General features: G+C 51.6%; 19 protein-coding genes. 9 read left to right on the top strand and 10 right to left on the bottom strand.

The window, feature by feature from the left end; translation table 11 throughout:
- Nucleotides 1-22: 22 nt before the first annotated feature.
- Both QUE74_RS05475 and QUE74_RS05470 read right to left on the bottom strand, forming a co-directional pair.
- A complete protein-coding gene (locus QUE74_RS05475) occupies nucleotides 23-724 on the bottom strand; it encodes a fimbrial biogenesis chaperone (RefSeq protein WP_000845153.1) in 702 nt (233 codons plus the stop codon).
- Nucleotides 725-806: 82 nt separating this feature from the next.
- Nucleotides 807-1,346, bottom strand: coding sequence for a fimbrial protein (locus QUE74_RS05470; protein ID WP_000750288.1), 540 nt, complete (start codon nucleotides 1,344-1,346; stop codon nucleotides 807-809).
- 355 nt (nucleotides 1,347-1,701) lie between these two features.
- On the opposite strand from QUE74_RS05470, the gene ssuE reads away from it, so the two are divergent.
- Genes ssuE through ssuB form a run of 5 tightly spaced genes read left to right on the top strand, consistent with a single transcriptional unit; the run spans nucleotide 1,702 to nucleotide 5,938 of the window.
- Complete coding sequence (gene ssuE, locus QUE74_RS05465) at nucleotides 1,702-2,277, top strand: NADPH-dependent FMN reductase (RefSeq protein ID WP_001263950.1); 576 nt, start codon at nucleotides 1,702-1,704, stop codon at nucleotides 2,275-2,277.
- Nucleotides 2,270-3,229 (top strand): aliphatic sulfonate ABC transporter substrate-binding protein SsuA, encoded by a 960-nt coding sequence (gene ssuA, locus QUE74_RS05460; protein ID WP_001226256.1) that lies wholly within the window; start codon nucleotides 2,270-2,272, stop codon nucleotides 3,227-3,229. The genes ssuE and ssuA overlap by 8 nt, the downstream gene beginning before the upstream one ends.
- Nucleotides 3,226-4,371 (top strand): FMNH2-dependent alkanesulfonate monooxygenase, encoded by a 1,146-nt coding sequence (ssuD, locus tag QUE74_RS05455; RefSeq protein ID WP_000055955.1) that lies wholly within the window; start codon nucleotides 3,226-3,228, stop codon nucleotides 4,369-4,371. Before ssuA ends, ssuD begins: the two co-directional genes overlap by 4 nt.
- Nucleotides 4,372-4,382: 11 nt before the next feature.
- Nucleotides 4,383-5,174: an aliphatic sulfonate ABC transporter permease SsuC gene (gene ssuC / locus QUE74_RS05450; RefSeq protein WP_000235184.1), complete on the top strand. Its 792-nt coding sequence runs from the start codon at nucleotides 4,383-4,385 to the stop codon at nucleotides 5,172-5,174.
- On the top strand, nucleotides 5,171-5,938 hold the full coding sequence (gene ssuB / locus QUE74_RS05445) for an aliphatic sulfonates ABC transporter ATP-binding protein (RefSeq protein ID WP_001090518.1): 768 nt from the start codon (nucleotides 5,171-5,173) through the stop codon (nucleotides 5,936-5,938). Before ssuC ends, ssuB begins: the two co-directional genes overlap by 4 nt.
- A 205-nt stretch (nucleotides 5,939-6,143) precedes the next feature.
- On the opposite strand, the gene pepN is transcribed toward ssuB, so the two are convergent.
- The gene (gene pepN, locus QUE74_RS05440) at nucleotides 6,144-8,756 is read right to left on the bottom strand and encodes an aminopeptidase N (protein WP_000193808.1); all 2,613 of its coding nucleotides are present in this window, start codon (nucleotides 8,754-8,756) and stop codon (nucleotides 6,144-6,146) included.
- 265 nt (nucleotides 8,757-9,021) lie between these two features.
- On the opposite strand from pepN, the gene pncB reads away from it, so the two are divergent.
- From pncB to aspC, 4 genes are all read left to right on the top strand, one after another.
- Nucleotides 9,022-10,224, top strand: a complete 1,203-nt coding sequence (gene pncB, locus QUE74_RS05435) for a nicotinate phosphoribosyltransferase (RefSeq protein ID WP_001354882.1) — start codon at nucleotides 9,022-9,024, stop codon at nucleotides 10,222-10,224.
- 168 nt (nucleotides 10,225-10,392) lie between these two features.
- Nucleotides 10,393-11,793 carry an asparagine--tRNA ligase gene (gene asnS / locus QUE74_RS05430; protein ID WP_000117881.1) on the top strand — a complete coding sequence of 467 codons (1,401 nt, stop codon included), beginning with the start codon at nucleotides 10,393-10,395 and terminating at the stop codon, nucleotides 11,791-11,793.
- Nucleotides 11,794-12,394: 601 nt separating this feature from the next.
- Nucleotides 12,395-13,483 carry a porin OmpF gene (gene ompF, locus QUE74_RS05425; protein ID WP_000977917.1) on the top strand — a complete coding sequence of 363 codons (1,089 nt, stop codon included), beginning with the start codon at nucleotides 12,395-12,397 and terminating at the stop codon, nucleotides 13,481-13,483.
- A gap of 184 nt (nucleotides 13,484-13,667) precedes the next feature.
- The gene (aspC, locus tag QUE74_RS05420; protein WP_000462687.1) at nucleotides 13,668-14,858 is read left to right on the top strand and encodes an aspartate transaminase; all 1,191 of its coding nucleotides are present in this window, start codon (nucleotides 13,668-13,670) and stop codon (nucleotides 14,856-14,858) included.
- A 49-nt stretch (nucleotides 14,859-14,907) separates the two neighbouring features.
- Here aspC and gloC read toward each other — a convergent pair whose 3' ends face one another.
- The 7 genes from gloC to cmoM all read right to left on the bottom strand — a co-directional run bounded on the left by gloC (nucleotide 14,908) and on the right by cmoM (nucleotide 25,668).
- A complete protein-coding gene (gene gloC / locus QUE74_RS05415) occupies nucleotides 14,908-15,555 on the bottom strand; it encodes a hydroxyacylglutathione hydrolase GloC (protein WP_001109455.1) in 648 nt (215 codons plus the stop codon).
- 26 nt (nucleotides 15,556-15,581) lie between these two features.
- Complete coding sequence (mepK, locus tag QUE74_RS05410; protein WP_001295932.1) at nucleotides 15,582-16,130, bottom strand: peptidoglycan L,D-endopeptidase MepK; 549 nt, start codon at nucleotides 16,128-16,130, stop codon at nucleotides 15,582-15,584.
- A 180-nt stretch (nucleotides 16,131-16,310) separates the two neighbouring features.
- The gene (gene ldtD / locus QUE74_RS05405) at nucleotides 16,311-18,158 is read right to left on the bottom strand and encodes a L,D-transpeptidase (protein WP_000926037.1); all 1,848 of its coding nucleotides are present in this window, start codon (nucleotides 18,156-18,158) and stop codon (nucleotides 16,311-16,313) included.
- Between the two features lie 260 nt (nucleotides 18,159-18,418).
- On the bottom strand, nucleotides 18,419-22,879 hold the full coding sequence (gene mukB / locus QUE74_RS05400; protein WP_000572680.1) for a chromosome partition protein MukB: 4,461 nt from the start codon (nucleotides 22,877-22,879) through the stop codon (nucleotides 18,419-18,421).
- Nucleotides 22,879-23,583 carry a chromosome partition protein MukE gene (gene mukE, locus QUE74_RS05395; protein WP_010360875.1) on the bottom strand — a complete coding sequence of 235 codons (705 nt, stop codon included), beginning with the start codon at nucleotides 23,581-23,583 and terminating at the stop codon, nucleotides 22,879-22,881. The genes mukB and mukE overlap by 1 nt, the downstream gene beginning before the upstream one ends.
- Entirely contained in the window at nucleotides 23,564-24,886 is a 1,323-nt protein-coding gene (gene mukF / locus QUE74_RS05390) for a chromosome partition protein MukF (RefSeq protein ID WP_001288850.1), read from the bottom strand. The genes mukE and mukF overlap by 20 nt, the downstream gene beginning before the upstream one ends.
- Nucleotides 24,883-25,668 (bottom strand): tRNA uridine 5-oxyacetic acid(34) methyltransferase CmoM, encoded by a 786-nt coding sequence (gene cmoM / locus QUE74_RS05385; RefSeq protein WP_001360537.1) that lies wholly within the window; start codon nucleotides 25,666-25,668, stop codon nucleotides 24,883-24,885. The genes mukF and cmoM overlap by 4 nt, the downstream gene beginning before the upstream one ends.
- Nucleotides 25,669-25,735 lie beyond the last annotated feature (67 nt).

Here is a 25,735-nt window from a genome sequence, read left to right as displayed (position 1 = left end):
CGCTCTCTTAACTGAAGACGGCTTACGATTTACAGTTGAGTTGCGGCGTTTCCGCCCCGTAGTCATTGATGGTTCGGTACGTTACGCGACTGTTTTGAGCACCCTTTGGCAGAGGGAATTGGTATTTATCAAATGGGGAGATCATTTGATTTTTAACTACTTTTCCACCTATTTTCAGGTCTGTCAGGGTAATGAAATAAGGTGTTGGGTTACTGACCGTAACTATGTCAGCTGACGAAGTGCAACGCAGTTTCGCCGGAGCCTCGGCTAAGGGATACGCTAAACCTTTTGGTCGCCAGAAAAGTTTGATGACGCTTTGTGTGGCAATCTTCAGGGTATTGCCTTCTTCCCGCTTCGTTGTTGAAGGGACTGCCCGTACGCTGGTGAAGAAAAGAGTTTCTCTGTCTTTCGCCAATGGCGCACCAATGTACATAATGCGTAACAGATTCTCATTTGCCGGATTCAAGACAAATAGCGGTGGTGTTATAATAAAATCCGCTGATTTTTTATTAACTGGTGTCATCACCCAAGACTGAATAAGATAAGAAACATCCGGACTGGTGTTACGTACACCAAGTGAAATTTGCTCTTCACCTTCTGAATAAACAAGACGTGTTGCTGCAAGTCCAATCCCGCCTTTACCTGCCGCCCATGCGGATGAACAGCTAAGTAATATTGCTGTTAAACTTACGGTCACAATTCCCTTTGTTATGCAAGTTTTCATATATAGTCACTCTTAAAAAATATGAATGTCCCCTCCAGAACACTGGAGGGGGACTAATTAATAAAACAATTAATGTTTTATATTAATAATAGTTAATATGGAAGTTTGTTACCGCATTAACATTACCTGAAGTGGCTTTACCCGTAGCGATATAATCAACTTTAAAGGTCAACGTCTGATCTCCATTCTGCAACAAAATGTTCCCGGTTTCTGTGTCTGGCTTGATGGTCGTTGTGCCATCATTCATGTACATTTGCAGGGCCACGTTTGTAGCAGCATCAGAAGAGGCCTGATTAGCAAACGCTGTAATCTGCGTAGTATCCGCAGTGCCATTAAAGGTGAACGTTGCATTTTTTGTTACGGTAATATCACAATCTGTTAATTCGATTGGCACATCAGTTTGTACCCCAGATACCTGGCCATTGCTTTGCAACTTCGTAGCACTAACATCTGGCAAAGTCACCACGGAATCTTTCATCGCAGCTACCAGCGTACACGCTGGGGCAATGACTTTACCATTAAATGTTACTGAGCCATCCGTGATAGCATTATCATCAGCAGCCATAACACTGGACGTTGCACATACCACAGTTATAAACGCCGTCAATACACTTTTTTTCATCGTTATCATCCTGATCTTTTCGTAAATATGATAATGCCTTTAAATGACATTAGACTTAATAATAACAATAACTGTCCGCCATTTAAATCAAGCATACTTAATCCAATAAGTGACAAATCGTTAATTTATAGATTTCATGAATATATTCTTATTGCCTGAACGAGTAATTCATTGATTCAACATCGAATGAACATCCAATAAATAAATACACGTGATATATATCCCTCAATCCTTAGTTTATTTTTAGAAAAAGATACACAAATTTTATATTTGGCATTTTCTTGTCTTTCCGACAAACTGACAGAATTGTTATCAAAGTAAAGAATAAAAGAACAGTTGGTTATAAGGAGGGAGTATGCGTGTCATCACCCTGGCGGGGAGTCCTCGTTTTCCTTCTCGCTCCAGTTCTTTGCTGGAATATGCGCGGGAAAAACTGAATAACCTGGATGTCGAGGTTTATCACTGGAATCTGCAAAACTTCGCCCCGGAGGATCTGCTCTATGCCCGTTTCGATAGTCCGGCCCTGAAAACTTTTACCGAACAGCTGCAACAGGCCGATGGGTTAATTGTCGCCACACCTGTGTATAAGGCCGCCTATTCCGGAGCGCTGAAAACCCTGCTCGATCTGCTGCCAGAACGTGCGTTGCAAGACAAAGTGGTACTGCCGCTGGCAACGGGCGGTACAGTGGCTCACCTTCTGGCGGTCGATTACGCGCTTAAACCGGTATTAAGCGCGCTGAAAGCCCAGGAGATCCTGCACGGCGTGTATGCCGATGACTCACAGGTGATTGATTACCAACATAAACCACAGTTCACGCCGAATCTACAAACCCGACTTGATGCCGCGCTCGACACCTTCTGGCAGGCGCTGCACCGCCGCGATGTCCAGGTTCCTGACCTTCTGTCTCTGCGAGGTAACGCCCATGCGTAAGATCATTAAACTGGCGCTGGCGGGATTGCTTAGCGTCTCTACACTCGCGATTGCCGCAGAGTCGTCTCCAGATGCGTTACGTATTGGCTATCAGAAAGGCAGTATTGGTATGGTGCTGGCAAAAAGCCACCAATTATTGGAAAAACGCTATCCGAAAACCCAAATCTCGTGGGTGGAGTTCCCCGCTGGGCCGCAAATGTTGGAAGCGTTAAACGTTGGCAGTATTGATCTCGGCAGTACGGGGGATATTCCGCCAATCTTTGCTCAGGCTGCCGGAGCTGATTTGCTGTACGTGGGCGTCGAACCGCCGAAGCCAAAAGCCGAAGTGATTCTGGTGGCAGAAAACAGTCCGATCAAAACCGTAGCCGATCTTAAAGGTCACAAAGTTGCCTTTCAGAAAGGTTCCAGCTCGCACAATCTTTTACTACGCGCACTACGCCAGGCCGGGCTTAATTTCACGGATATCCAGCCCACTTACCTGACGCCTGCCGATGCCCGCGCCGCGTTCCAGCAAGGTAACGTCGACGCATGGGCTATCTGGGATCCCTACTACTCCGCTGCGTTATTACAGGGCGGCGTGCGGGTGCTGAAAGACGGCACCGATCTCAATCAAACTGGCTCGTTTTATCTGGCTGCCCATCCGTATGCAGAAAAAAACGGCGCATTTATTCAGGGTGTACTGGCAACCTTTAGTGAGGCCGATGCGTTAACCCGCAGCCAGCGCGAGCAAAGCATCGCTTTACTGGCAAAAACGATGGGCTTACCAACGCCGGTGATTGCCTCTTATTTAGATCATCGCCCCCCTACCACCATCAAACCGGTTAACGCCGAGGTTGCCGCCTTACAGCAGCAAACGGCAGATCTGTTTTATGAAAACCGTCTGGTGCCGGAAAAAGTCGATATTCGCCAACGTATCTGGCAGCCCACTCAACTGGAAGGAAAACAATTATGAGTCTGAATATGTTCTGGTTTTTACCGACCCACGGTGACGGGCATTATCTGGGAACGGAAGAAGGTTCACGCCCGGTTGATCACGGTTATCTGCAACAAATTGCACAAGCAGCGGATCGTCTGGGCTATACCGGTGTGCTGATCCCAACGGGGCGCTCCTGCGAAGATGCGTGGCTGGTTGCCGCGTCGATGATCCCGGTGACGCAACGGCTGAAGTTTCTTGTCGCCCTGCGTCCCAGCGTAAACTCTCCTACCGTTGCCGCCCGCCAGGCCGCCACGCTGGATCGTCTCTCTAACGGACGCGCGTTGTTTAATCTGGTCACAGGCAGCGATCCGCAAGAGCTGGCAGGCGACGGCGTATTCCTCGATCATTGCGAGCGTTACGAAGCCTCGTCTGAATTTACACAGGTCTGGCGGCGCTTATTGCAGGGCGAAACCGTCGATTTTAACGGTAAACATATTCATGTACGCGGAGCAAAACTGCTCTTCCCGCCGATTCAACAGCCCTATCCTCCGCTTTACTTTGGCGGCTCGTCAGACGTCGCCCAGGATCTGGCCGCTGAACAGGTTGATCTCTACCTCACCTGGGGCGAACCACCGGCGCTGGTAAAAGAGAAGATCGCGCAAGTGCGGGCGAAAGCTGCCGCACATGGACGCAAAATTCGTTTCGGTATTCGCCTGCACGTGATTGTCCGCGAAACTAACGACGAAGCGTGGCAGGCCGCTAAGCGCTTAATCTCCCATCTTGATGATGAGACCATCGCTAAAGCACAAGCCGCGTTTGCCCGCACCGATTCCGTGGGGCAACAGCGAATGGCGGCGCTACATAACGGCAAGCGCGACAATCTGGAGATCAGCCCCAATTTATGGGCAGGCGTTGGCTTAGTGCGCGGCGGTGCCGGGACGGCGTTGGTGGGCGATGGTCCGACGGTCGCCGCGCGAATCAACGAATACGCTGCGCTTGGCATCGACAGCTTTCTGCTTTCTGGTTATCCGCATCTGGAAGAAGCGTATCGGGTCGGCGAGTTGTTGTTCCCACATCTGGATATTGCCATTCCGGAAATTCCCCAGCCACAACCGCTGAATCCGCAAGGCGAAGCGGTGGCGAATGATTTTATCCCCCGTAAAGTCGCGCAAAGCTAAGGAACAAAATGATGGCAACGCCAGTGAAAAAGTGGTTATTGCGCGTTGCCCCCTGGTTTTTACCGGTGGGCATCGTGGCGGTGTGGCAACTGGCCTCCTCAGTTGGCTGGCTGTCGACGCGTATTTTGCCCTCTCCGGAAGGAGTGATGACGGCGTTCTGGACGCTCTCCGCCAGTGGCGAATTGTGGCAACATCTGGCGATCAGCTCCTGGCGGGCGTTGATTGGATTTTCAATTGGCGGATCGCTGGGGTTGATTCTGGGACTGATAAGCGGACTGTCGCGCTGGGGAGAAAGGCTGCTGGATACCTCAATTCAGATGTTGCGCAACGTGCCGCATCTGGCGCTGATCCCGCTGGTGATTTTGTGGTTTGGCATTGATGAATCCGCAAAAATCTTTCTGGTGGCGCTCGGCACGCTATTCCCCATTTATATCAACACCTGGCACGGCATCCGTAATATCGATCGCGGTCTGGTGGAAATGGCGCGTAGCTATGGATTATCCGGCATACCGCTGTTTATCCATGTGATCCTGCCTGGTGCCCTGCCCTCAATTATGGTCGGCGTACGTTTTGCGTTGGGCCTGATGTGGCTGACGCTGATTGTTGCCGAAACTATTTCTGCCAATTCCGGCATTGGTTATCTGGCGATGAATGCGCGGGAGTTTTTGCAAACGGATGTGGTGGTAGTCGCCATTATTCTCTACGCCCTGCTCGGCAAACTTGCTGACGTCAGCGCGCAGCTGTTAGAGCGCCTCTGGCTGCGCTGGAACCCGGCTTATCATTTGAAGGAGGCCACGGTATGAATACTGCTCGTCTGAACCAGGGCACACCCTTGTTACTCAATGCAGTAAGCAAACATTACGCGGAAAATATCGTCCTGAATCAACTGGATTTACATATTCCGGCAGGTCAGTTTGTGGCGGTGGTTGGCCGCAGCGGTGGTGGCAAAAGTACCCTGCTGCGCCTGCTGGCAGGTCTGGAAACGCCAACCGCAGGCGATGTGTTAGCGGGTACCACACCGCTGGCTGAGATTCAGGAAGACACGCGAATGATGTTTCAGGATGCGCGTCTGCTACCGTGGAAATCGGTGATTGATAACGTTGGGTTAGGCCTTAAAGGCCAGTGGCGCGATGCGGCGCGTCGGGTGCTGGCTGCAGTAGGGCTGGAGAATCGCGCGGAGGAATGGCCTGCCGCACTTTCTGGCGGGCAGAAACAGCGTGTGGCGCTGGCAAGAGCGTTGATTCATCGACCGGGTTTATTATTGCTTGATGAACCGCTCGGGGCGCTGGACGCCCTGACTCGGCTCGAGATGCAGGATTTGATTGTGTCACTTTGGCAGGAGCACGGCTTTACCGTACTGTTGGTGACGCATGATGTGAGCGAAGCGGTAGCAATGGCGGACCGGGTGTTGTTAATTGAAGAGGGAAAAATTGGTCTGGATTTGACGGTGGATATCCCCCGTCCGCGCCGATTAGGGTCGGTGCGATTAGCGGAGCTGGAAGCGGAAGTGTTGCAGCGGGTAATGCAGCGTGGGCATTCTGAACAACCGATTCGACGTCATGGTTAATATGCCGGATGTGGCGCACAAAACCAGCGGTTTCAACGGATTGTAGGCCTGATAAGACGCGTCAAGCGTCGCATCAGGCATTTGGGCACGGCTGCCGGATGCGGCGTGAACGCCTTATCCAGCCTACAAAACCAGCATTTTCAACGGACTTGTAGGCCTGATAAGACGCGTCAAGCGTCGCATCCGGCATTTGGGCTCAAAAGTATCAAGCCAGTGCTTTAGTTATCTTCTCGTACAGATCTCCAGAGAGATTTTCCAGCCCTTTCAACTGCTCCAGCGCCGCGCGCATTTTCTCCTGACGTTTGGCATCGTAACGCTTCAGGCGAATCAGCGGTTCAATCAGACGTGAAGCCACCTGCGGGTTACGGCTGTTGAGGTCGGTAAGCATTTCCACCAGGAACTGGTAACCGCTGCCATCTTCGGCATGGAACGCTGCCGGGTTGCTGCCCGCAAATGCCCCAATCAACGAACGAATGCGGTTCGGGTTGCTCATGGTAAATGAGCGATGCTGCAACAGACCACGCACCGTCTCCAGCACATTTGCCGCCGGACTCGTGGCTTGCAGGATAAACCATTTATCCATCACCAGACCGTCCTGATGCCACTTGTCGTCGTACTCCTGCATCAGCGCGTCACGGCATGGCAGCTGTGCGGCAACCGCCGCAGAAAGCGCCGCCAGCGCATCGGTCATATTGTTTGCTTCATGGTACTGCTTGCTTACCAGCACGTCAGCCAGATGCGTTTCACCAAAAGCGAGGAAGCGCAGGCAGGCATTACGCAGAGTGCGTTTTGCAATATCTTCATGCTCAACGCGGTACTCGCTCTGATAATTTGCGTTATAAATAGCCAGCAGCTCATCCGCCAGTTCAGTCGCCAGAGTACGGGTAAGTGCTTCGCGTACTTCGGCAATAGCAATCGGGTCGATGATATCGAACAGTTCCGCCATTTCATTGACGGATGGCAGCGTCAGAATTTCTGCCGCCAGTGCCGGGTCAATCTTCTCATCCAGCAGCACCGCGCGGAAAGCATCGGCAACGTGTGCGGGTAAAGACAATGGTTGACCTTGCTGATGACGGGCGACGTTCAGTTTGATGTAGGTTGCCAGCAGGCTTTGTGCCGCATCCCAGCGGGAGAAATCATTACGCGCATGACGCATCAGGAAGGTCAGTTGCTGATCGCTCCACTTATATTCCAGTTTCACTGGCGCAGAGAATTCACACAGCAGTGCGGGCACCGGCTGGAAGTAGACATTATCAAAGACAAAGGTCTGTTCCGCCTGGGTGACGTTCAGTACCGAATTCACCGGGTGACCGCCTTTCTGCAACGGGATCACTTTGCCTTCGTTGTCATACAGTTCAATGGCAAACGGAATATGCAGCGGCTGTTTTTCTGCCTGATCCGGCGTAGCAGGCGTGCGCTGGCTGATGGTCAGGGTGTACTGCTCGGTTTCCGGATTATAGTCGTCTTTGACGGTCACAACCGGCGTACCGGACTGGCTGTACCAACGGCGGAAATGGGAGAGATCGACATTTGACGCATCTTCCATCGCCTGAACAAAGTCGTCGCAGGTTGCCGCACTGCCATCATGGCGCTCGAAATAGAGCTGCATCCCTTTCTGGAAGTTTTCTTCGCCCAGCAGAGTGTGGATCATGCGAATCACTTCCGCGCCCTTCTCATAAACGGTCAGGGTGTAGAAGTTGTTCATTTCAATAACCATATCCGGGCGGATCGGGTGCGCCATCGGGCTGGCGTCTTCCGCAAACTGCAATCCGCGCATGGTGCGCACGTTGTTGATACGGTTTACTGCGCGGGAACCAAGATCAGAGCTGAATTCCTGATCGCGGAAGACGGTTAAGCCTTCTTTCAGGCTGAGCTGGAACCAGTCGCGGCAGGTCACACGGTTACCGGTCCAGTTATGGAAATATTCATGACCAATAACGCGCTCAATATCGAGATAATCTTTATCGGTCGCGGTATCGATGCGCGCCAGTACATACTTAGAGTTAAAGATGTTAAGACCTTTATTCTCCATTGCGCCCATATTGAAGAAATCCACCGCGACTATCATATAGATGTCGAGGTCATACTCCAGACCGAAGCGTTCTTCATCCCACTTCATGGAATTTTTCAGCGAGGTCATCGCCCACGGTGCACGGTCGAGATTACCACGATCAACATACAGCTCTAGCGCCACTTCGCGACCAGAACGCGTGGTGAAGGTGTCGCGCAGTACATCAAAGTCACCTGCCACCAGCGCAAACAGGTAGCACGGTTTCGGGAACGGGTCCTGCCATTGTACCCAGTGGCGTCCGTTTTCCAGTTCGCCTTGCGCAACGCGGTTACCGTTGGAAAGCAGGAACGGGTATTTGGTTTTATCGGCAATAATTTTGGTGGTAAAACGCGCCAGCACGTCCGGGCGGTCGAGATAATACGTAATATGGCGGAAACCTTCGGCTTCACACTGGGTGCAAAGCGCATCGCCTGACTGATAAAGCCCTTCCAGCGCAGTATTCGCCGCTGGGCTAATTTCATTAACGATCTTGAGCGTAAAACGCTCCGGCAAATTACTGATGACCAGTGCGCCCTCTTCTTCTTTCCAGGCGGTCCACGGCTCATCATTAATATGAACAGAAACCAGTTTAAGATCTTCGCCATCAAGACGAAGCGGAGCATCTGATGCACCATGACGGACAGCCTGGCTGACCGCGGTAACGACCGTCTTTTGCGCGTCCAGGTCAAAGGTCAAGTCAATATCAGTAATCTGGTAATCCGGCGCACGATAATCGTGACGGTATTTGGCTTGTGGCTGTTGAGTCATAAATAACCTTTAGCATCTTTTATAGAGTCTGGTGTTCAGTCTATTCCTGTTGCGTAAATCGCGCTATGCAGAATCTTCATCTTTTCAGGTACAAACGCCTTTATTGCTACATTTTTATAACATACGCAGCGCAATACCATCGACCAGAAAGGTGACATATGGTGTGATCGGGGTTCAATAAATTACGAAACAAGGTATACTCCAGCAGTTCCTGAAGATGTTTATTGTACTAAACGCTCCTGTACGAGGACGCTACTGCGCACCTATGACACAATTCGCTTCTCCTGTTCTGCACTCGTTGCTGGATACAGATGCTTATAAGTTGCATATGCAGCAAGCCGTGTTTCATCACTATTACGATGTGCATGTCGCGGCGGAGTTTCGTTGCCGAGGTGACGATCTGCTGGGTATTTATGCCGATGCTATTCGTGAACAGGTTCAGGCGATGCAGCATCTGCGCCTGCAGGATGATGAATATCAATGGCTCTCAGCCCTGCCTTTCTTTAAAGCCGACTATCTTAACTGGCTACGCGAGTTCCGCTTTAACCCGGAACAAGTCACCGTGTCCAACGATAATGGCAAGCTGGATATTCGTTTAAGCGGCCCGTGGCGTGAAGTCATCCTCTGGGAAGTTCCTTTGCTGGCGGTTATCAGTGAAATGGTACATCGCTATCGCTCACCGCAGGCCGACGTTGCGCAAGCCCTCGACACGCTGGAAAGCAAATTAGTCGACTTCTCGGCATTAACCGCCGATCTTGATATGTCGCGCTTCCATCTGATGGATTTTGGCACCCGCCGCCGTTTTTCTCGCGAAGTACAAGAAACCATCGTTAAGCGTCTACAACAAGAATCCTGGTTCGTAGGCACCAGTAATTACGATCTGGCGCGTCGGCTTTCCCTCACGCCAATGGGAACACAAGCACACGAATGGTTCCAGGCACATCAGCAAATCAGCCCGGACCTTGCCAACAGCCAGCGAGCTGCACTTGCTGCCTGGCTGGAAGAATATCCTGACCAACTTGGCATTGCGTTAACCGACTGTATTACCATGGATGCGTTCCTGCGAGATTTCGGCGTAGAATTTGCCAGCCGCTATCAGGGCCTGCGTCATGACTCTGGCGACCCGGTTGAATGGGGCGAAAAAGCCATTGCACATTATGAGAAGCTGGGAATTGATCCGCAGAGTAAAACGCTGGTTTTCTCTGACAATCTGGATTTACGCAAAGCGGTTGAGCTATACCGGCACTTCTCCTCCCGTGTGCAATTAAGTTTTGGTATTGGGACTCGCCTGACCTGCGATATCCCCCAGGTAAAACCCCTGAATATTGTCATTAAGCTGGTGGAGTGTAACGGTAAACCGGTGGCGAAACTTTCTGACAGCCCTGGCAAAACTATCTGCCACGATAAAGCGTTTGTTCGGGCGCTGCGCAAAGCGTTCGACCTTCCGCATATTAAAAAAGCCAGTTAATATCATCAGGGAGCTAATCGGCTCCCTTTTTTTACCTTTAATTCCGAAATCTTTCGCTGCATTTGCGAATTCTGCTTGTCTGATTGCAGATGCCAGGTAACATAGGTATCCCCCCATTTACGGGTGGACAAGTGTTTATTTTTTCCGACTATTAACAGAGAGAATATTATGAGCGTTGTGCCTGTAGCCGACGTACTCCAGGGCCGCGTAGCCGTTGACAGCGAAGTCACCGTGCGCGGATGGGTACGTACCCGCCGAGATTCAAAAGCTGGCATCTCCTTCCTCGCCGTTTATGACGGTTCCTGCTTTGATCCTGTACAGGCTGTCATCAATAATTCTCTGCCCAATTACAATGAAGACGTTCTGCGTCTGACCACCGGTTGCTCGGTCATTGTGACGGGTAAAGTCGTGGCATCGCCAGGCCAGGGGCAACAATTTGAAATTCAGGCCAGCAAGGTTGAAGTTGCTGGTTGGGTTGAAGATCCAGACACTTACCCGATGGCGGCAAAACGCCACAGCATTGAGTATCTGCGTGAAGTCGCTCACCTGCGTCCGCGCACAAACCTGATTGGTGCCGTCGCGCGCGTTCGCCATACGCTGGCGCAGGCGCTGCATCGCTTCTTTAACGAGCAGGGATTCTTCTGGGTTTCAACGCCACTGATTACTGCGTCTGATACCGAAGGGGCTGGCGAAATGTTCCGCGTTTCTACGCTGGATCTGGAAAACCTGCCGCGTAACGATCAGGGCAAAGTGGATTTCGACAAAGACTTCTTTGGTAAAGAGTCTTTCCTGACCGTATCTGGCCAGTTGAACGGTGAAACCTACGCTTGCGCATTGTCCAAAATTTATACCTTCGGCCCGACTTTCCGTGCTGAAAACTCCAACACCAGCCGTCACCTGGCGGAATTCTGGATGCTGGAGCCGGAAGTGGCGTTTGCTAACCTGAACGATATCGCGGGTCTGGCTGAAGCCATGCTGAAATATGTCTTCAAAGCGGTTCTCGAAGAACGCGCTGACGACATGAAATTCTTCGCTGAACGCGTAGATAAAGATGCCGTTTCACGTCTGGAACGCTTTATTGAGGCCGATTTCGCGCAGGTGGATTACACCGACGCAGTGACCATTCTCGAAAACTGCGGCAGGAAGTTTGAAAACCCGGTTTACTGGGGCGTCGATCTCTCTTCTGAGCATGAGCGTTATCTGGCAGAAGAACACTTTAAAGCACCGGTAGTGGTTAAAAACTATCCGAAAGATATTAAAGCGTTCTATATGCGCCTTAACGAAGACGGTAAAACCGTTGCGGCTATGGATGTTCTGGCTCCGGGCATCGGTGAAATCATTGGTGGTTCTCAGCGTGAAGAGCGTCTGGACGTGCTGGACGAGCGTATGCTGGAAATGGGCCTGAATAAAGAAGATTACTGGTGGTATCGCGATCTGCGTCGCTACGGTACTGTTCCGCATTCCGGTTTCGGTCTTGGTTTTGAACGCCTGATTGCTTACGTAACTGGCGTGCAAAACGTGCGTGATGTGATTCCGTTCCCACGTACTCCGCGTAACGCCAGCTTCTAATTTAGCGTCTTCAAGAGCCAGCACCCGCTGGCTCTTTTTTTATCCTTTCTGTCAAGTTATCTGTTTGTTAAGTCAAGCAATCTATTTGCAACCCCGCCATAACGATCATCCTGTTACGGAATATTACACTGCAACATTTGCGCACAAAAACTAATCCGCATTCTTATTGCGGATTAGTTTTTTCTTAGCTGATAGCACAATTTTCATACTATTTTTTGGCGTTCTGGATGTCTGAACGAGGATTTAGTGTCAGGTCGATAAAGTTTCTATCAGAAACAAAATTTCCTTTTAGTTAATTTAAATATAAGGAAATCATATAAATAGATAAAAATTGCTGTAAATATCATCTCGCTTCTAAGGAAATATGACGGTGTTCACAAAGTTCCTTAAATTTTACTTTTAGTTACATATTTTTTCTTTTTGAAACCAAATCTTTATCTTTGTAGCACTTTCACGGTAGCGAAACGTTAGTTTGAATGGAAAGATGCCTGCAGACACATAAAGACACCAAACTCTCATCAATAGTTCCGTAAATTTTTATTGACAGAACTTATTGACGGCAGTGGCAGGTGTCATAAAAAAACCATGAGGGTAATAAATAATGATGAAGCGCAATATTCTGGCAGTGATCGTCCCTGCTCTGTTAGTAGCAGGTACTGCAAACGCTGCAGAAATTTATAACAAAGATGGCAACAAAGTAGATCTGTACGGTAAAGCTGTCGGTCTGCATTATTTCTCCAAGGGTAACGGTGAAAACAGTTACGGTGGCAATGGCGACATGACCTATGCCCGTCTTGGTTTTAAAGGGGAAACTCAAATCAATTCCGATCTGACCGGTTATGGTCAGTGGGAATATAACTTCCAGGGTAACAACTCTGAAGGCGCTGACGCTCAAACTGGTAACAAAACGCGTCTGGCATTCGCGGGTCTTAAATACGCTGACGTTGGTTCTTTCGATTACGGCCGTAACTACGGTGTGGTTTATGATGCACTGGGTTACACCGATATGCTGCCAGAATTTGGTGGTGATACTGCATACAGCGATGACTTCTTCGTTGGTCGTGTTGGCGGCGTTGCTACCTATCGTAACTCCAACTTCTTTGGTCTGGTTGATGGCCTGAACTTCGCTGTTCAGTACCTGGGTAAAAACGAGCGTGACACTGCACGCCGCTCTAACGGCGACGGTGTTGGCGGTTCTATCAGCTACGAATACGAAGGCTTTGGTATCGTTGGTGCTTATGGCGCCGCTGACCGTACCAACCTGCAAGAAGCTCAACCTCTTGGCAACGGTAAAAAAGCTGAACAGTGGGCTACTGGTCTGAAGTATGACGCGAACAACATCTACCTGGCAGCGAACTACGGTGAAACCCGTAACGCTACGCCGATCACTAATAAATTTACAAACATCAGCGGCTTCGCCAACAAAACGCAAGATGTTCTGTTAGTTGCGCAATACCAGTTCGATTTCGGTCTGCGTCCGTCCATCGCTTACACCAAATCTAAAGCGAAAGACGTAGAAGGTATCGGTGATGTTGATCTGGTGAACTACTTTGAAGTGGGCGCAACCTACTACTTCAACAAAAACATGTCCACCTATGTTGACTACATCATCAACCAGATCGATTCTGACAACAAACTGGGCGTAGGTTCAGACGACACCGTTGCTGTGGGTATCGTTTACCAGTTCTAATAGCACACCTCTTTGTTAAATGCCGAAAAAACAGGACTTTGGTCCTGTTTTTTTTATGCCTTCCAGAGCAATCTCACGTCTTGCAAAAACAGCCTGCGTTTTCATCAGTAATAGTTGGAATTTTGTAAATCTCCCGTTACCCTGATAGCGGACTTCCCTTCTGTAACCATAATGGAACCTCGTCATGTTTGAGAACATTACCGCCGCTCCTGCCGACCCGATTCTGGGCCTGGCCGATCTGTTTCGTGCCGATGAACGTCCCGGCAAAATTAACCTCGGGATTGGTGTCTATAAAGATGAGACGGGCAAAACCCCGGTACTGACCAGCGTGAAAAAGGCTGAACAGTATCTGCTCGAAAATGAAACCACCAAAAATTACCTCGGCATTGACGGCATCCCTGAATTTGGTCGCTGCACTCAGGAACTGCTGTTTGGTAAAGGTAGCGCCCTGATCAATGACAAACGTGCTCGCACGGCACAGACTCCGGGTGGCACTGGCGCACTACGCGTGGCTGCCGATTTCCTGGCAAAAAATACCAGCGTTAAGCGTGTGTGGGTGAGCAACCCAAGCTGGCCGAACCATAAGAGCGTCTTTAACTCTGCAGGTCTGGAAGTTCGTGAATACGCTTATTATGATGCGGAAAATCACACCCTTGACTTCGATGCACTGATTAACAGCCTGAACGAAGCTCAGGCTGGCGACGTAGTGCTGTTCCATGGCTGCTGCCATAACCCAACCGGTATCGACCCTACGCTGGAACAATGGCAGACACTGGCACAACTTTCCGTTGAGAAAGGCTGGTTACCGCTGTTTGACTTCGCTTACCAGGGGTTTGCCCGTGGTCTGGAAGAAGATGCTGAAGGACTGCGCGCTTTCGCGGCTATGCATAAAGAGCTGATTGTTGCCAGTTCCTACTCTAAAAACTTTGGCCTGTACAACGAGCGTGTTGGCGCTTGTACTCTGGTTGCTGCTGACAGTGAGACCGTTGATCGCGCATTCAGCCAAATGAAAGCGGCGATTCGCGCTAACTACTCTAACCCTCCAGCACACGGCGCTTCTGTTGTTGCCACCATCCTGAGCAACGATGCGTTACGTGCGATTTGGGAACAAGAGCTGACTGATATGCGCCAGCGTATTCAGCGTATGCGTCAGTTGTTCGTCAATACGCTGCAGGAAAAAGGCGCAAACCGCGACTTCAGCTTTATCATCAAACAGAACGGCATGTTCTCCTTCAGTGGCCTGACAAAAGAACAAGTGCTGCGTCTGCGCGAAGAGTTTGGCGTGTATGCTGTTGCTTCTGGTCGCGTAAACGTGGCCGGGATGACACCAGATAATATGGCTCCGCTGTGCGAAGCGATTGTGGCAGTGCTGTAAGCGTTAAAAACAATGAAGCCCGCTGAAAAGCGGGCTTTTTTATGCGCCTTTACCAGACGGGCATTTCGTCTTGCAGGAAGGGATTATGCAGGCGCTCATAACCAAGTGTGGATAATGGTCCGTGACCCGGAATAAATGTCACATCATCCCCCAGTGGCAGCAATTTATCTTTGATTGAAGAAATCAGTTGATTATGATCGCCACGCGGGAAGTCACTGCGCCCTACTCCACCTTTGAAAATAACGTCGCCAGAAATCAGCAGCCTTGCCCGCTCATCAAAAAACACGACATGACCCGGCGTATGCCCAGGGCAATGTAACACCTGTAAAGTCACATTCCCTATGCTGATGGTATCGCCTTCGTTCAGCCAACGATCTGGCGTCAGCGGCTGGCACTCTTCCAGACCAAACATACGACTTTGCGCAGGCAAGCCTTGCAGCCAGAACTCATCTTCTTTTTCCGGGCCAAAAACCGGCACGCCGTAATGTTGCGCCAGTTCCGCCGCTGCGCCAACGTGGTCCAGATGACCATGAGTCAGCAGGATCTGCATCAGTGTCAGGCCGCTGGCATCAACTTCCTGTTTGATTTTTTCCGCATCGCCGCCAGGATCGACCAGTGCGGCCAGACGGGTTTGTTCACACCAGATCAATGAACAGTTCTGGGAGAATGCGGTGACCGGAATAATACGATAGTTCATACTGCCCCTGTTTCGTTAAGCGATTACTACCAGTGCCGTGCTGGCCCGGTATCAATATGCACAAAGTTACTACGTGGGTAATATCCTACACCACCTGCGCGCATAGATAACGCGGCTTTGCGAATATTGCTTAACGCGATACCTTCAATGTGGAAATCCATCGCCTGGCCTTTAGTGTGATAGCTTTTCTTCGCTACTCCACGGCTGCGGGCGCGTAGTTCATTGTTGGTATCAATGGAACGATAACCGGAAATGAGTTGCACCGGTTTGCGGGTGCCTAACAACCCTTGCAGGCGATACAACTGGTCGAATAATCCTGGGTCGATGGACTTTATTTTGTTCGCGCGGTAATCGCGGAAAAAATGGTTAAGTTTTGCCAATTCTTCCTGAATATAGCCTCTGCCATCGAAAAACTCCGCTTTGATTGACTCTCCGGTATGAAGATTATTGAGTGTCAAAATGCGCGGGCGTGGGGTCGAGAGTGTTGCAAACGCCGGGGTCGGCAGGATGGCGGCACCGAGTGCAACGCCACCAAGCGCCAGCAGTTTGCGGCGATTAGCGTCGAATTTGTCCATGATAATCAAGTCTACAGGTCAATGTTATCGTTTATATGCACTTCTGGCGCACAAGAGGCACCTTAACCGCCCGTAAAGCAGACGTCAAGATGACTCAACCCCAGCAGTGACGGGGGCTGCAGAGAAGCGCCCCCGATCATGCTAATTATTACGACAACTGATTTCCCCGAACTGCTTCATTTACCTGATTAATTGTTCCGCTTTCGATACGATTTGCGAGCTGGATCGCGCAGGCAGATCATAATTGTAAATATCTGTACGATACTGGGTACGACCATCTGCACCAACAAAGGCCGTCAGATAGAAGAGATTCACCGGAATCGACTGCCGAATATTGACGTAACGCGTATCGCCCTGCTTCAGCGCATCAGAAATACGTTTGTCATTCCAGCCTGCATCCTGCAACAGCATATTCGCCAGATCGGAAGCTTTATTCACTCGTACACAGCCTGAGCTCAATGCGCGTGTATCACGCTTGAACAGATTGTGGTTCGGCGTGTCATGCAAATAAATGGCCTCTGAACTCGGCATATTGAATTTATAGCGCCCCAGCGAGTTCCGTGGGCCTGGAGCCTGCTGGAAGCGGAACGGTAAATTCGAGGCCGTGATTGTAGACCAGTCAACCTGCCACGGATCAATCGCCTCCCTGCTGTTCCAACCGCGCATCACCGTATAGCCATGGCTTTCGAGATATCCCGGATCGTTGCGCACTTTCGGCAGAATATCTTTGCGTGCCAGAGTTGGTGGTACATTCCACGGCGGGTTTACCACCACGTTGTTAAGGGCACTGCTCATCATTGGCGTTTTGCGATCGGGGCGACCGACAATGACTCGCGAATCCAGCACCTGATTGCCGTTCTGATAGTAGACCAGCGAATAGGCCGGAATGTTAACCATGATCCCGGTAGAAAGCTCTGTTGGCAGCAAGCGCAATCGCTGGATGTTGAGTGCCAACACGCCAGCACGCTGGGCGGGCGTTACGTTTAACCAGTCACGCGTTGCCGGGCCAATAGCACCATCTGCCCCCAATCCTTGCCATGCCTGAAAACGTTTAACGGCTTCCACCAGTTCATTATCGTAGGCGGCACGAACGACAGGCGCAGGTTTACTACGAGACGTAGTTTGCTTGTCCATCGGCTTAGTTTCTGCTGTTTCAACAGTAACAGCGGATGGGCTGACTACCGCGTCAGTTGGCGTGTCATCGCCAGGTAGCGTAATTTTCGGCCCCCCGTCCAGCATGCCTGTACGCTGCAATATTTCGCGCAACGCCGGTACGTCGTTACTCCACTGCCCTGGGCGCAACGTTGCTTTGCCGGTCAGTTGGGGCCACGGTTTGGTGTCACTGAGTAAGGCCAGTAAAGATTCATGCATCGCCGCATATTGCGGATGCTGCGGTGCCAGTCCTGCAACAAACGTCGGCAATTGACCTTTATCCAGCGCCAGCTGCCATTGGTTAATCACCGAGAGCGGCGGCGTGGAAAGCGCATAAGGTTTACTGCTGTATAACCAGCGAGTGCCTTTGACTGGAATATTTGCGATGAAATGGAGATAGCCCATCATCGCATCAGAGAGCACCACATCGCGTGCCATCCCGTTAATACCAGGATCGGTCAGCAACTCTACCCATTTATTAAACTGCGGCTGGAAACCGGCAATCGCCACTTCTGCCAGCTGTTGCTGGAAGGCTTTAACAGCATCACGGTTTTCCCACATGGGTTGCATATCGCGTGCGGCATACAACAGTTGAAGCTGGTTAAGATAAACCGGCTTATAGCCTGCAGGTAATTGAGATTCGATTTGCGTGCGGGCTTTTTCTGCCGCACCTTCAGGCAATGGCTGGATCCCCGCCATTATTGCCGTGGCCTGCGCCTGCGGCAGTGCCTCGCCCTGTTCGCTGACAGCCACCGGGCTGTCGCCAGGGATTACTTCAGGCTCATCGGCCTGAGCATTGAACAGTGGAGCGAATGTTACGGCCACGCACAAACTGATTGCCGACAGCCGACGACCACACATCATATTAAGCAACATCCCTTGCCCCCTGTTTTTATCATACTCTGAATAGCCAGGCTGTTATTTTACGACTTGCCTGTACAACGCCAATACTCACGAAAGTATGACGAGCAAGCCTGTTACTCATCAGGCTTATCTTCAGTATATAAACGCCGATACGTTTTTACATAACCTAATGTAAAGAAGTTTAAAGAAAAGCGCGCCAGAATGTGGCACTTTTTTAGTGCAGAAACGGAGTTTTCAGAAACAGGAAAGGCGGCATCGCTGCCGCCTCAATCTTAACTCGCCTGGGAAGGCGCTTCGTCAGTTCCTGGAAGCGTTTCAGGGAGTTGCGGTGCAAAACCACGCAGACCGACTACGTGAACGTGTTCGGTATTCTGGAAGACTTTACGCACCAGTTTATAGGTGGTGCCTTTTTCCGGGCTGATATTTTCCGGCGCTGCGATGATGAGCTGCATTTGCAAACGCTCACACAATTCAAACAGCGTGGCGATGGAACGGGCATCCAGTCGCGCTGCTTCATCAAGGAACAGCAGACGGCAAGGAGAGATATCTTTACCGCGCAAGCGGCGAGATTCATCTTCCCAACTCTGTACCACCATCACCAGAATCGACATACCGGTACCAATAGCCTCACCGGTCGACAATGCACCAGACTCCGCGCGCAACCAGCCATCGGAACCACGGTTAACCTCAACTTCCATTTCAAGATAGTTACGGTAATCCAGCAGTTCTTCACCGATGGTCTGCGGCGTGCGCTGCCCCATATCAATCTGCGGATTAAGGCGCTGATACAGTTTCGCCAGCGCTTCCGAGAAGGTCAGACGGTTGCTGTTAAACAGATCCTGATGTTGTTCGTGCTGTTCAGAGAGCACATCCAGCAGCATGGCGTGCGTTTCACGCACGTTCACGTTGAGGCGCACGCTGTTCACCTGACCGAACGATACGTTCTGCAAGCCCTGGTTGAGCATACGGATACGGTTCTGCTCGCGCTGAATAGTTTTACGGATGATGTTCGCCACGCTGCGGGAACTGATCGCCAGTTTCTGTTCGCGGGACGTTAACTCTTCAGTCAGACGGCTAAGTTCGATCTCCATCTGCTCGATAGCTTCAACCGGATCATCGGTACGAATAATATCCTGACGAATACGCTCGCGCAGATGCTGATAAACCGCCACGAAGAACTGAATTTTACGTTCCGGACGTTTTGGATCTTCCGACATACGCAGCACGTCGCGCAGATGTTCGTTATCCGCTACCGCGAGACGCAACGCACCCAACGCCTTATCCGACATGGAACGCAAATCATCAGCGGAGAGATAAGCCAGCTCACGACGGTGTAAGCGGCGCTCAACACCGTTATCTTTCACCATGCGCATCACTGCACACCAGCCCGCTTTCGCGGTCACTACCTGCTCGCGCATCTCAAAGTAATCACGCTCCAGCTTGCGCAGTTTGCGGGTCAGGTTGTCCATCTCCGCTTCGCAGAAGGTAAGCGCTTTTTCCAGTTGGTTGCGACGTGAACGGTTATTGCTCAGCTGCGCATGTAACTCATCACGGCGAATACGCGCCCGCTCTTCTGCCCCGCTATCAGCACGCACGCCGATATCCTGCAATTCACGTTGCAGATCGTTGAGTAGCTCTTTTTTGGTGTCATACGAACTTTTCAGCGAAGCCAGTACCTGATTGTACTGACTTAACTGCGCGGCGTGTCCGCGCAACGCTTCACGAGCGCGGGTACGCTCCGCTTCCGCCTGTTCCAGACGTTCACGCAGTTTTTCGTTGAGATCGCTGTTACCGCTAAGCATTTCTGCCGAGTCAGAGTAGCTAAAGTGCGCACGACGCTGCACCACTTCCGTCAGGGCAAACGCCTGCTGACGGGCATCGCGCTGCATCTGCTGAGAGTACGCGTAATCTTCTTTTAACTGTTCGAACTGTTCCGGGTCACTCTGCAATACCGAAACGATCGGTTCCAGTTTCGCCAGTTGATTACCGAACTGCTGAACAAAACGCGCGGCTTCCTGGGCTTCATCCAGACGTTCGCGGATTTCATCGACGCGATCCGCCAGGCTGTCATCAGCCAACAGGTTGAGACGCGGCAGAATGCGGTTCAGCGCCGTAACGCCTTCTTTCGCCTGCTCAAACTGAATACGCTGCTGCTGGTTATCATTTTCATGATTACTCAACGCCCGCTCCAGTTCGACGCGACGGCTGTTCAGTTGACGGATTTCGGCTTCCGGATCAGACTCAAACGCCACCGCCAGATGGCTGCCGATAAAGCGGCTGAACGCCTGATGCAGACGCTGGGTTTTCTGTACATCAAAGGAGAGCGTGGCGAAGCGTTCGGAAAGCACTTCACGCTCGGCATGGAGGCTTTCGATGCGGCTTTCGCGCGCCGCGCGTCCAAACAGCGGCACTTCCGGGAAACGTGAATAACGCCACTGACGATCGGCGATTTTCACCACTACCGCTTTTTCCAGCTCATCAACGCTGAACACGCTGTCATCGAATGACTGCGGATCCCCTTCGATCAGATAGAGATCTTCCGGGCAATCGGTCAAGCCTTCCAGGTGTTCGGTTACCTGTGACAGATCTGGCACCACGATGGCGTGGCGTGACGGGCCATACAGCGCCGAGAAGTACGGCGCATCTTCCAGGCTAACATCGTCATAAATTTCTGACAGCAACACGCCGCCAAAACGCTCCGCCAGCGCATTCAGACGCTGGTCTTCAGAACCACCTGGCTGGCTTAAACGTTCGATCTCTTCATCGACGGCGTTTTTGCGCGCGCCTACTTCATCGCGTTCAACAATCGCCTCGCGCTCACGCTCCAGCAACTGTTGCAGAAATTCGGTGACATCCTGGCTTGAGGAGAATTCTTCGCCGCACTGTTCGCTCAACTGGTTGAGACTGTTTTGCGCTGCCAGCCAAACCGGCGCACGCTGCATCAAACTCTGAATGCGAGACTGCAGCTGTTCCTGCTCCTGGCGCAGTGCCATACGCTCTTCGCGGGCGTTAGACACGCTATTGGAAAGAGAGGCAATGCGCGCTTCCAGCTCCTGATGCAGAGCTTCCAGTTCATCAATATCAAAATTCTTGCCCTGACGTTTGCAGAAATCTGCCAGCAGACGCTCAGCTTCTTGCTGTTCGCGCAGACGCTGTTCCAGTTCGCTTAAGCGCATTCGCAACGGCTGAACCTGCTCTGCCAGGTGACGCTGATCGACCCCTTCGCGCAGCAGTTCGCGAGCGACATCCCACGCCTCGTTACGCGCCAGCGGGCCGTTGATTGCCACCACCAGCTGATAAGCCTGCTCAAACTGGCTGTGCGCGGTTTGCGCCATGCTCATTTTCTGCTCAAGAGAGAGCATTTTTTCAGTCGCTTCCAGCTCTTTCGCCTGGAAGGTTTCCAGCCATTCGGCGGCGCTGTCGGCGGTTAAGTCCGGCAGATGGCACAGTTCTTTGGCACGATTAAGCGCAGCAATCGCCTGGTTATACTGGATCGCGCGCGTTTGCTGGACGTCCAGCGCCTGCTGGTAGTCAGCAAGCTGGCTTTTCAGCTCGTCCACTTCCAGTTCGGCAGCTTCCGCACGAGCCTCATTCTCTTCCTGGCGTTCGATGGCTTCTGCCACCACTTCGTTTTGCTCTTCCAGACGGATCTGCAGCTCATCGAGATCCGCTTCGTAGCGTTCGATCTTCTCCTGCTGACGCAGTGCGGTTTGCACCAGGTTCAGGTGATCGCTGGCCGCCTGATAATCCGCTTCCAGATCGCCTTCGGCACCGTTGTGCTCTGCCAGTTCACGCGCCATATCGACGTGTTTGTACTGCTCAGCCGCCAGTTGCTGACGCGAAGTGTGAAGCTCACGACGAAACTCCAGCGCTTTATCCAGGTGAACACGGCGCTCGTTGGCGTGGCGCATGTAGTCCGCCGCCACGTAGTTAGTCGCTTCGCTGATCAGATGCTTGAACAAGTCACGGTCAGACTGGGTAACACGAATCGCTTCCAGCGTCATACGGTTTTCACGCAGCGCCGCTTCCATGTCCTGAAACGCTTTGCGCACGCCGCTATTTTCTGGCAACAGGTAGTCGCGCAGAGAACGGGTGATGGCGCTGGAAATCCCGCCGTACAGCGAAGCTTCAATCAGACGATAGAATTTACTACGATCAGACGCTGAGCGCAGACGACGTGCGATGATGCCCAGATCGAACATCAGCGAGTGGTAATCGGTAATGGAGTTGAACTGCTTAAACTGCACGCCTTCCATCGCTTCGAGCTTGTCTTTCAGCTCGTTAAGCGGGAGCACGCGCGCCTGACGTTCATTCAGAGTTTCGGTCACCAGTTGTGTCGGCTGCACCGACATCGGCAAGCCCTGAATGGCAAATGGTTTGATATCAACTTTACGATCGCGCCCGGCAACCTGTTGCAGACGCACGCCGACCACCACGCGCTGATGGCGCGAGTTAATGGTGTCGAGCATCGAATAGCAGACACCCGCTTTCAGCTTACCGTGCAGACCTTTATCGCGCGAACCGCTGGTGGCCCCGGCTTCCGTGGTGTTACGGAAATGCAGCAGGGTCAGGTCGGGGATCAGCGCCGTAACGAACGCCGCCATGGTAGTAGATTTACCCGCACCGTTACCACCGGAGAGCGTCGTAACCAGCTCATCGAGGTCAAAAGTTCGGGCAAAAAAGCCGTTCCAGTTAATCAGCGTCAGTGAGCGAAATTTACCGCGTTCAATCATTATTCTTCCTCTCCGCTATCTGGCTGATTCTCTTCGGTTTCATCGTTGAGTTGCAGATGATTTTCAATCGGCATTGCTTCGCCATCACGAATCAGGCGACGCTGTGCTTCACGGGGATCGTCGCCAGCACGCACATCGGCTCCGAAGCGGAACACCGATTCGGTAATGCGGAACTTGCTGCTGTCGTGGCCCATAAACCACACCATGCCTAAACGACGCAGACGGTTGAGCGAAGAACGTACTTTCTCCTGCAACTTCTGCCGGTCAACGTCTGAACCGGTTGAACGGTTGTTCACCAGTTTCAGCAGTTTCGCTTCATCGGCCAGGGTGAGCAGTTCATCGTACAGTTCCTGCTGGGTGAAAATCCCCTCATTCGCCAGCCGTTCCGGGCTGAGATAAAGATAACAGAGGATTTTCCCGACCATCATATCCAGTTCCGACAAGACGGAACGAGGGATAATAGTGGTGGAACGTGGGCGTAAATAGAAGAACCCCTCCGGTGCGCGAATAAGCTCAACGTTATAACGCGCGTAAAATTCTTCCAGATATTCCTGAAAATCCATCAGGAATGCATGATTATCCAGTTCGTCAAGGCCAATATGGCGGCCTGAACGTAAGGCGCTATCCAGCGCCGGAAATAACGGATTCGCCAGCGCCTGCGCCAGCTTAACCGGCATCACTTGTTCAATATTTGTCGATGACATGCGCCTGTACCTTGGCTCCGTAATCATTAATCGGCTGCCATTTCGCTGGCAGTCCGGTGAAATCTGCTTGCGCTACGCCAAGACGTACCGCCTGATCAATAACAATGCGCGCAACGTCAAAGTGACGTGCACGCGGATACTGTGACAGATATTCGCGTACCACCAGACCAAGATCCAACGGCACTTGTCTGGTTTTGTACACGGCAAGTTGTTCTTCGATGATCGCCGCCAGCTGTTCGCGGATCTCGTTAAACTCTTCGTACTCCAGATCCTCAGGAAGTTCCCCAGTCACCTCTTCATCGCGCAGTGCCATCTCTTCGTCACGCATATCCAGCAGACGATCGGCATTGGCATAAGTTAGCGCCCACGGTTCATCAAAATAGGTTTGTACCGACTGACGTAACCGCTGAGCAAAGACGCGGTTTTTATCCATATCGATAGCGGTACGAATAAATTTGTGTACGTGGCGGTCGTAGCCAATCCATAAGTCGATGGATTGCTGGCCCCAGCTGATAATACGGTCAAGTTTGCTTTGCAGATCGAACACCAGACGATCGACGAAATGCAGATCATCATGAGTCATCGTCGCATCCTGAATGCGTAACAGATTAGCCTGCAATTTATCACCTGCCGCTTCCAGCGTATCCTGCAATTCACGCAGCGTTCCGGAAGTTTCCGAAAGCAACAATTCGCAGCTGGAAATCGCCGCCCGCCAGTCTTTGTTCAGCAACTGGGCGATATCATCTTTCACCTGCTGCTGCTGTTCGTCCATCAGACGTTGCGTCAGGTCGATGCTGTCGAAAATTTCTGCTACCGAATATTTCAGTGGCGCATAGACATTACGGTGCCAGTGAAACTCATCACCGCCCTCTTCGGCGGCATCTGCCGCGCGTTTCAGTTCGCCCGCCACAATCGACAACTGCATAGAAAGGCGCAGCGTCGAAAACTCGCGCTGACGGATGTAGTAATCGGTAATACCGATGCCAAGCGGCGTCAGACGGTAAATTGCGTTCCCTTCAGCCTGCTCGCTGGTAAAGCGGTTCAGCAGACGTTGACGCACCATGTCGTTGATCGCGTTGTTGGCGCGCACGCCGATGGTTTCGCTGGTTTGCTCAAACGCATCACTCACATGGCGGAATGCATCCACCAGCTCGCCTTCACTCATCTCACCATCCAGACGCTCGCCGTTCAGCGTGGCAACTGCCAGCAGAAAAGAGAGTCGGTCTACCGGCAGCGAGATGGAGAAGTCATTTTTTCTGGCCCAGGCAACCAGTTCGGGGACTGTCTGGGAAAATTCACTCATACTTTATCCTTGCTCTGCGGTTTGCGCGCGGTGACATGAATATAACGCCCCAGGGTAATATACGGTTCCTGACGGCAATAACGCGTTTCTAATTCAAGTAATGCTTCATAGCAGTCGCGCTGCTGGTGCTTCTCGCGCAGGTAATCATGAAACACGCGAACGCCGGTCTTACCCATAATTTGCCAACCAGCTTCTTCCAGCCACAGATAAACCTGCGCCGGGTCGCGTGGATAATCTGGCGAAAGCGTCCGTTTTTTCTTTTTCGGCATTCCCGCCTGCACGTAATCAAAATTCCCGGCGACCATGTTATGCATCAGCAAGCCGTGCGCATTGTAGAACATTAACGACAACACACCGCCTGGACGTAACACTGACCACAGGGTCTGCAATACGCTGCGGGGATCGGCCACCCACTCGAGCACCGCATGGAACAATATCAGATCAACGGGCGTTTCCAAATGCGAAGCAACATCCTGAGCGGCGCAATGTATAAATTGCATGTTGTCGCTCACACCTTTTGCTTCTGCCGCCTGTTTTGCGCGGTCGATCATCTGCGCTGAAAGATCGCATAAAATGACCTGATGCCCACGCTCGGCCATTTTGATTGCGGTCTGCCCTTCTCCACCGCCAGCATCCAGCACACGCAGTTTTTGCGAGCCCATTTCCGCCAGCACGCGATCGAGATCCTGCCACAGAATAGCCTGTCGAAGCTGCCCTTTGGTGGTGCCGTAAATGTTACGGGAAAACTTTTCCGCAATATCATCAAAATTGCGATCCTGCATTGCTTTCTCCACCGGTTGGCTAAGACGTTTTCTGATAAAGACGCTATTTTGTCACAGCCACGGCGAG

The organism is Escherichia sp. 10290, from assembly GCF_030295155.1.
In the GTDB taxonomy this organism is placed as follows: domain Bacteria; phylum Pseudomonadota; class Gammaproteobacteria; order Enterobacterales; family Enterobacteriaceae; genus Escherichia; species Escherichia coli_F.
This window is presented reverse-complemented; position numbering and strand designations above follow the sequence as displayed.

Coding starts and splice junctions, on each gene's coding strand:
- QUE74_RS05475 (WP_000845153.1), bottom strand. CDS start 724: ATGAAAACTTGCATAACAAAGGGAATTGTGACCGTAAGTTTAACAGCA.
- QUE74_RS05470 (WP_000750288.1), bottom strand. CDS start 1,346: ATGAAAAAAAGTGTATTGACGGCGTTTATAACTGTGGTATGTGCAACG.
- ssuE (WP_001263950.1), top strand. CDS start 1,702: ATGCGTGTCATCACCCTGGCGGGGAGTCCTCGTTTTCCTTCTCGCTCC.
- ssuA (WP_001226256.1), top strand. CDS start 2,270: ATGCGTAAGATCATTAAACTGGCGCTGGCGGGATTGCTTAGCGTCTCT.
- ssuD (WP_000055955.1), top strand. CDS start 3,226: ATGAGTCTGAATATGTTCTGGTTTTTACCGACCCACGGTGACGGGCAT.
- ssuC (WP_000235184.1), top strand. CDS start 4,383: ATGGCAACGCCAGTGAAAAAGTGGTTATTGCGCGTTGCCCCCTGGTTT.
- ssuB (WP_001090518.1), top strand. CDS start 5,171: ATGAATACTGCTCGTCTGAACCAGGGCACACCCTTGTTACTCAATGCA.
- pepN (WP_000193808.1), bottom strand. CDS start 8,756: ATGACTCAACAGCCACAAGCCAAATACCGTCACGATTATCGTGCGCCG.
- pncB (WP_001354882.1), top strand. CDS start 9,022: ATGACACAATTCGCTTCTCCTGTTCTGCACTCGTTGCTGGATACAGAT.
- asnS (WP_000117881.1), top strand. CDS start 10,393: ATGAGCGTTGTGCCTGTAGCCGACGTACTCCAGGGCCGCGTAGCCGTT.
- ompF (WP_000977917.1), top strand. CDS start 12,395: ATGATGAAGCGCAATATTCTGGCAGTGATCGTCCCTGCTCTGTTAGTA.
- aspC (WP_000462687.1), top strand. CDS start 13,668: ATGTTTGAGAACATTACCGCCGCTCCTGCCGACCCGATTCTGGGCCTG.
- gloC (WP_001109455.1), bottom strand. CDS start 15,555: ATGAACTATCGTATTATTCCGGTCACCGCATTCTCCCAGAACTGTTCA.
- mepK (WP_001295932.1), bottom strand. CDS start 16,130: ATGGACAAATTCGACGCTAATCGCCGCAAACTGCTGGCGCTTGGTGGC.
- ldtD (WP_000926037.1), bottom strand. CDS start 18,158: ATGTTGCTTAATATGATGTGTGGTCGTCGGCTGTCGGCAATCAGTTTG.
- mukB (WP_000572680.1), bottom strand. CDS start 22,879: ATGATTGAACGCGGTAAATTTCGCTCACTGACGCTGATTAACTGGAAC.
- mukE (WP_010360875.1), bottom strand. CDS start 23,583: ATGTCATCGACAAATATTGAACAAGTGATGCCGGTTAAGCTGGCGCAG.
- mukF (WP_001288850.1), bottom strand. CDS start 24,886: ATGAGTGAATTTTCCCAGACAGTCCCCGAACTGGTTGCCTGGGCCAGA.
- cmoM (WP_001360537.1), bottom strand. CDS start 25,668: ATGCAGGATCGCAATTTTGATGATATTGCGGAAAAGTTTTCCCGTAAC.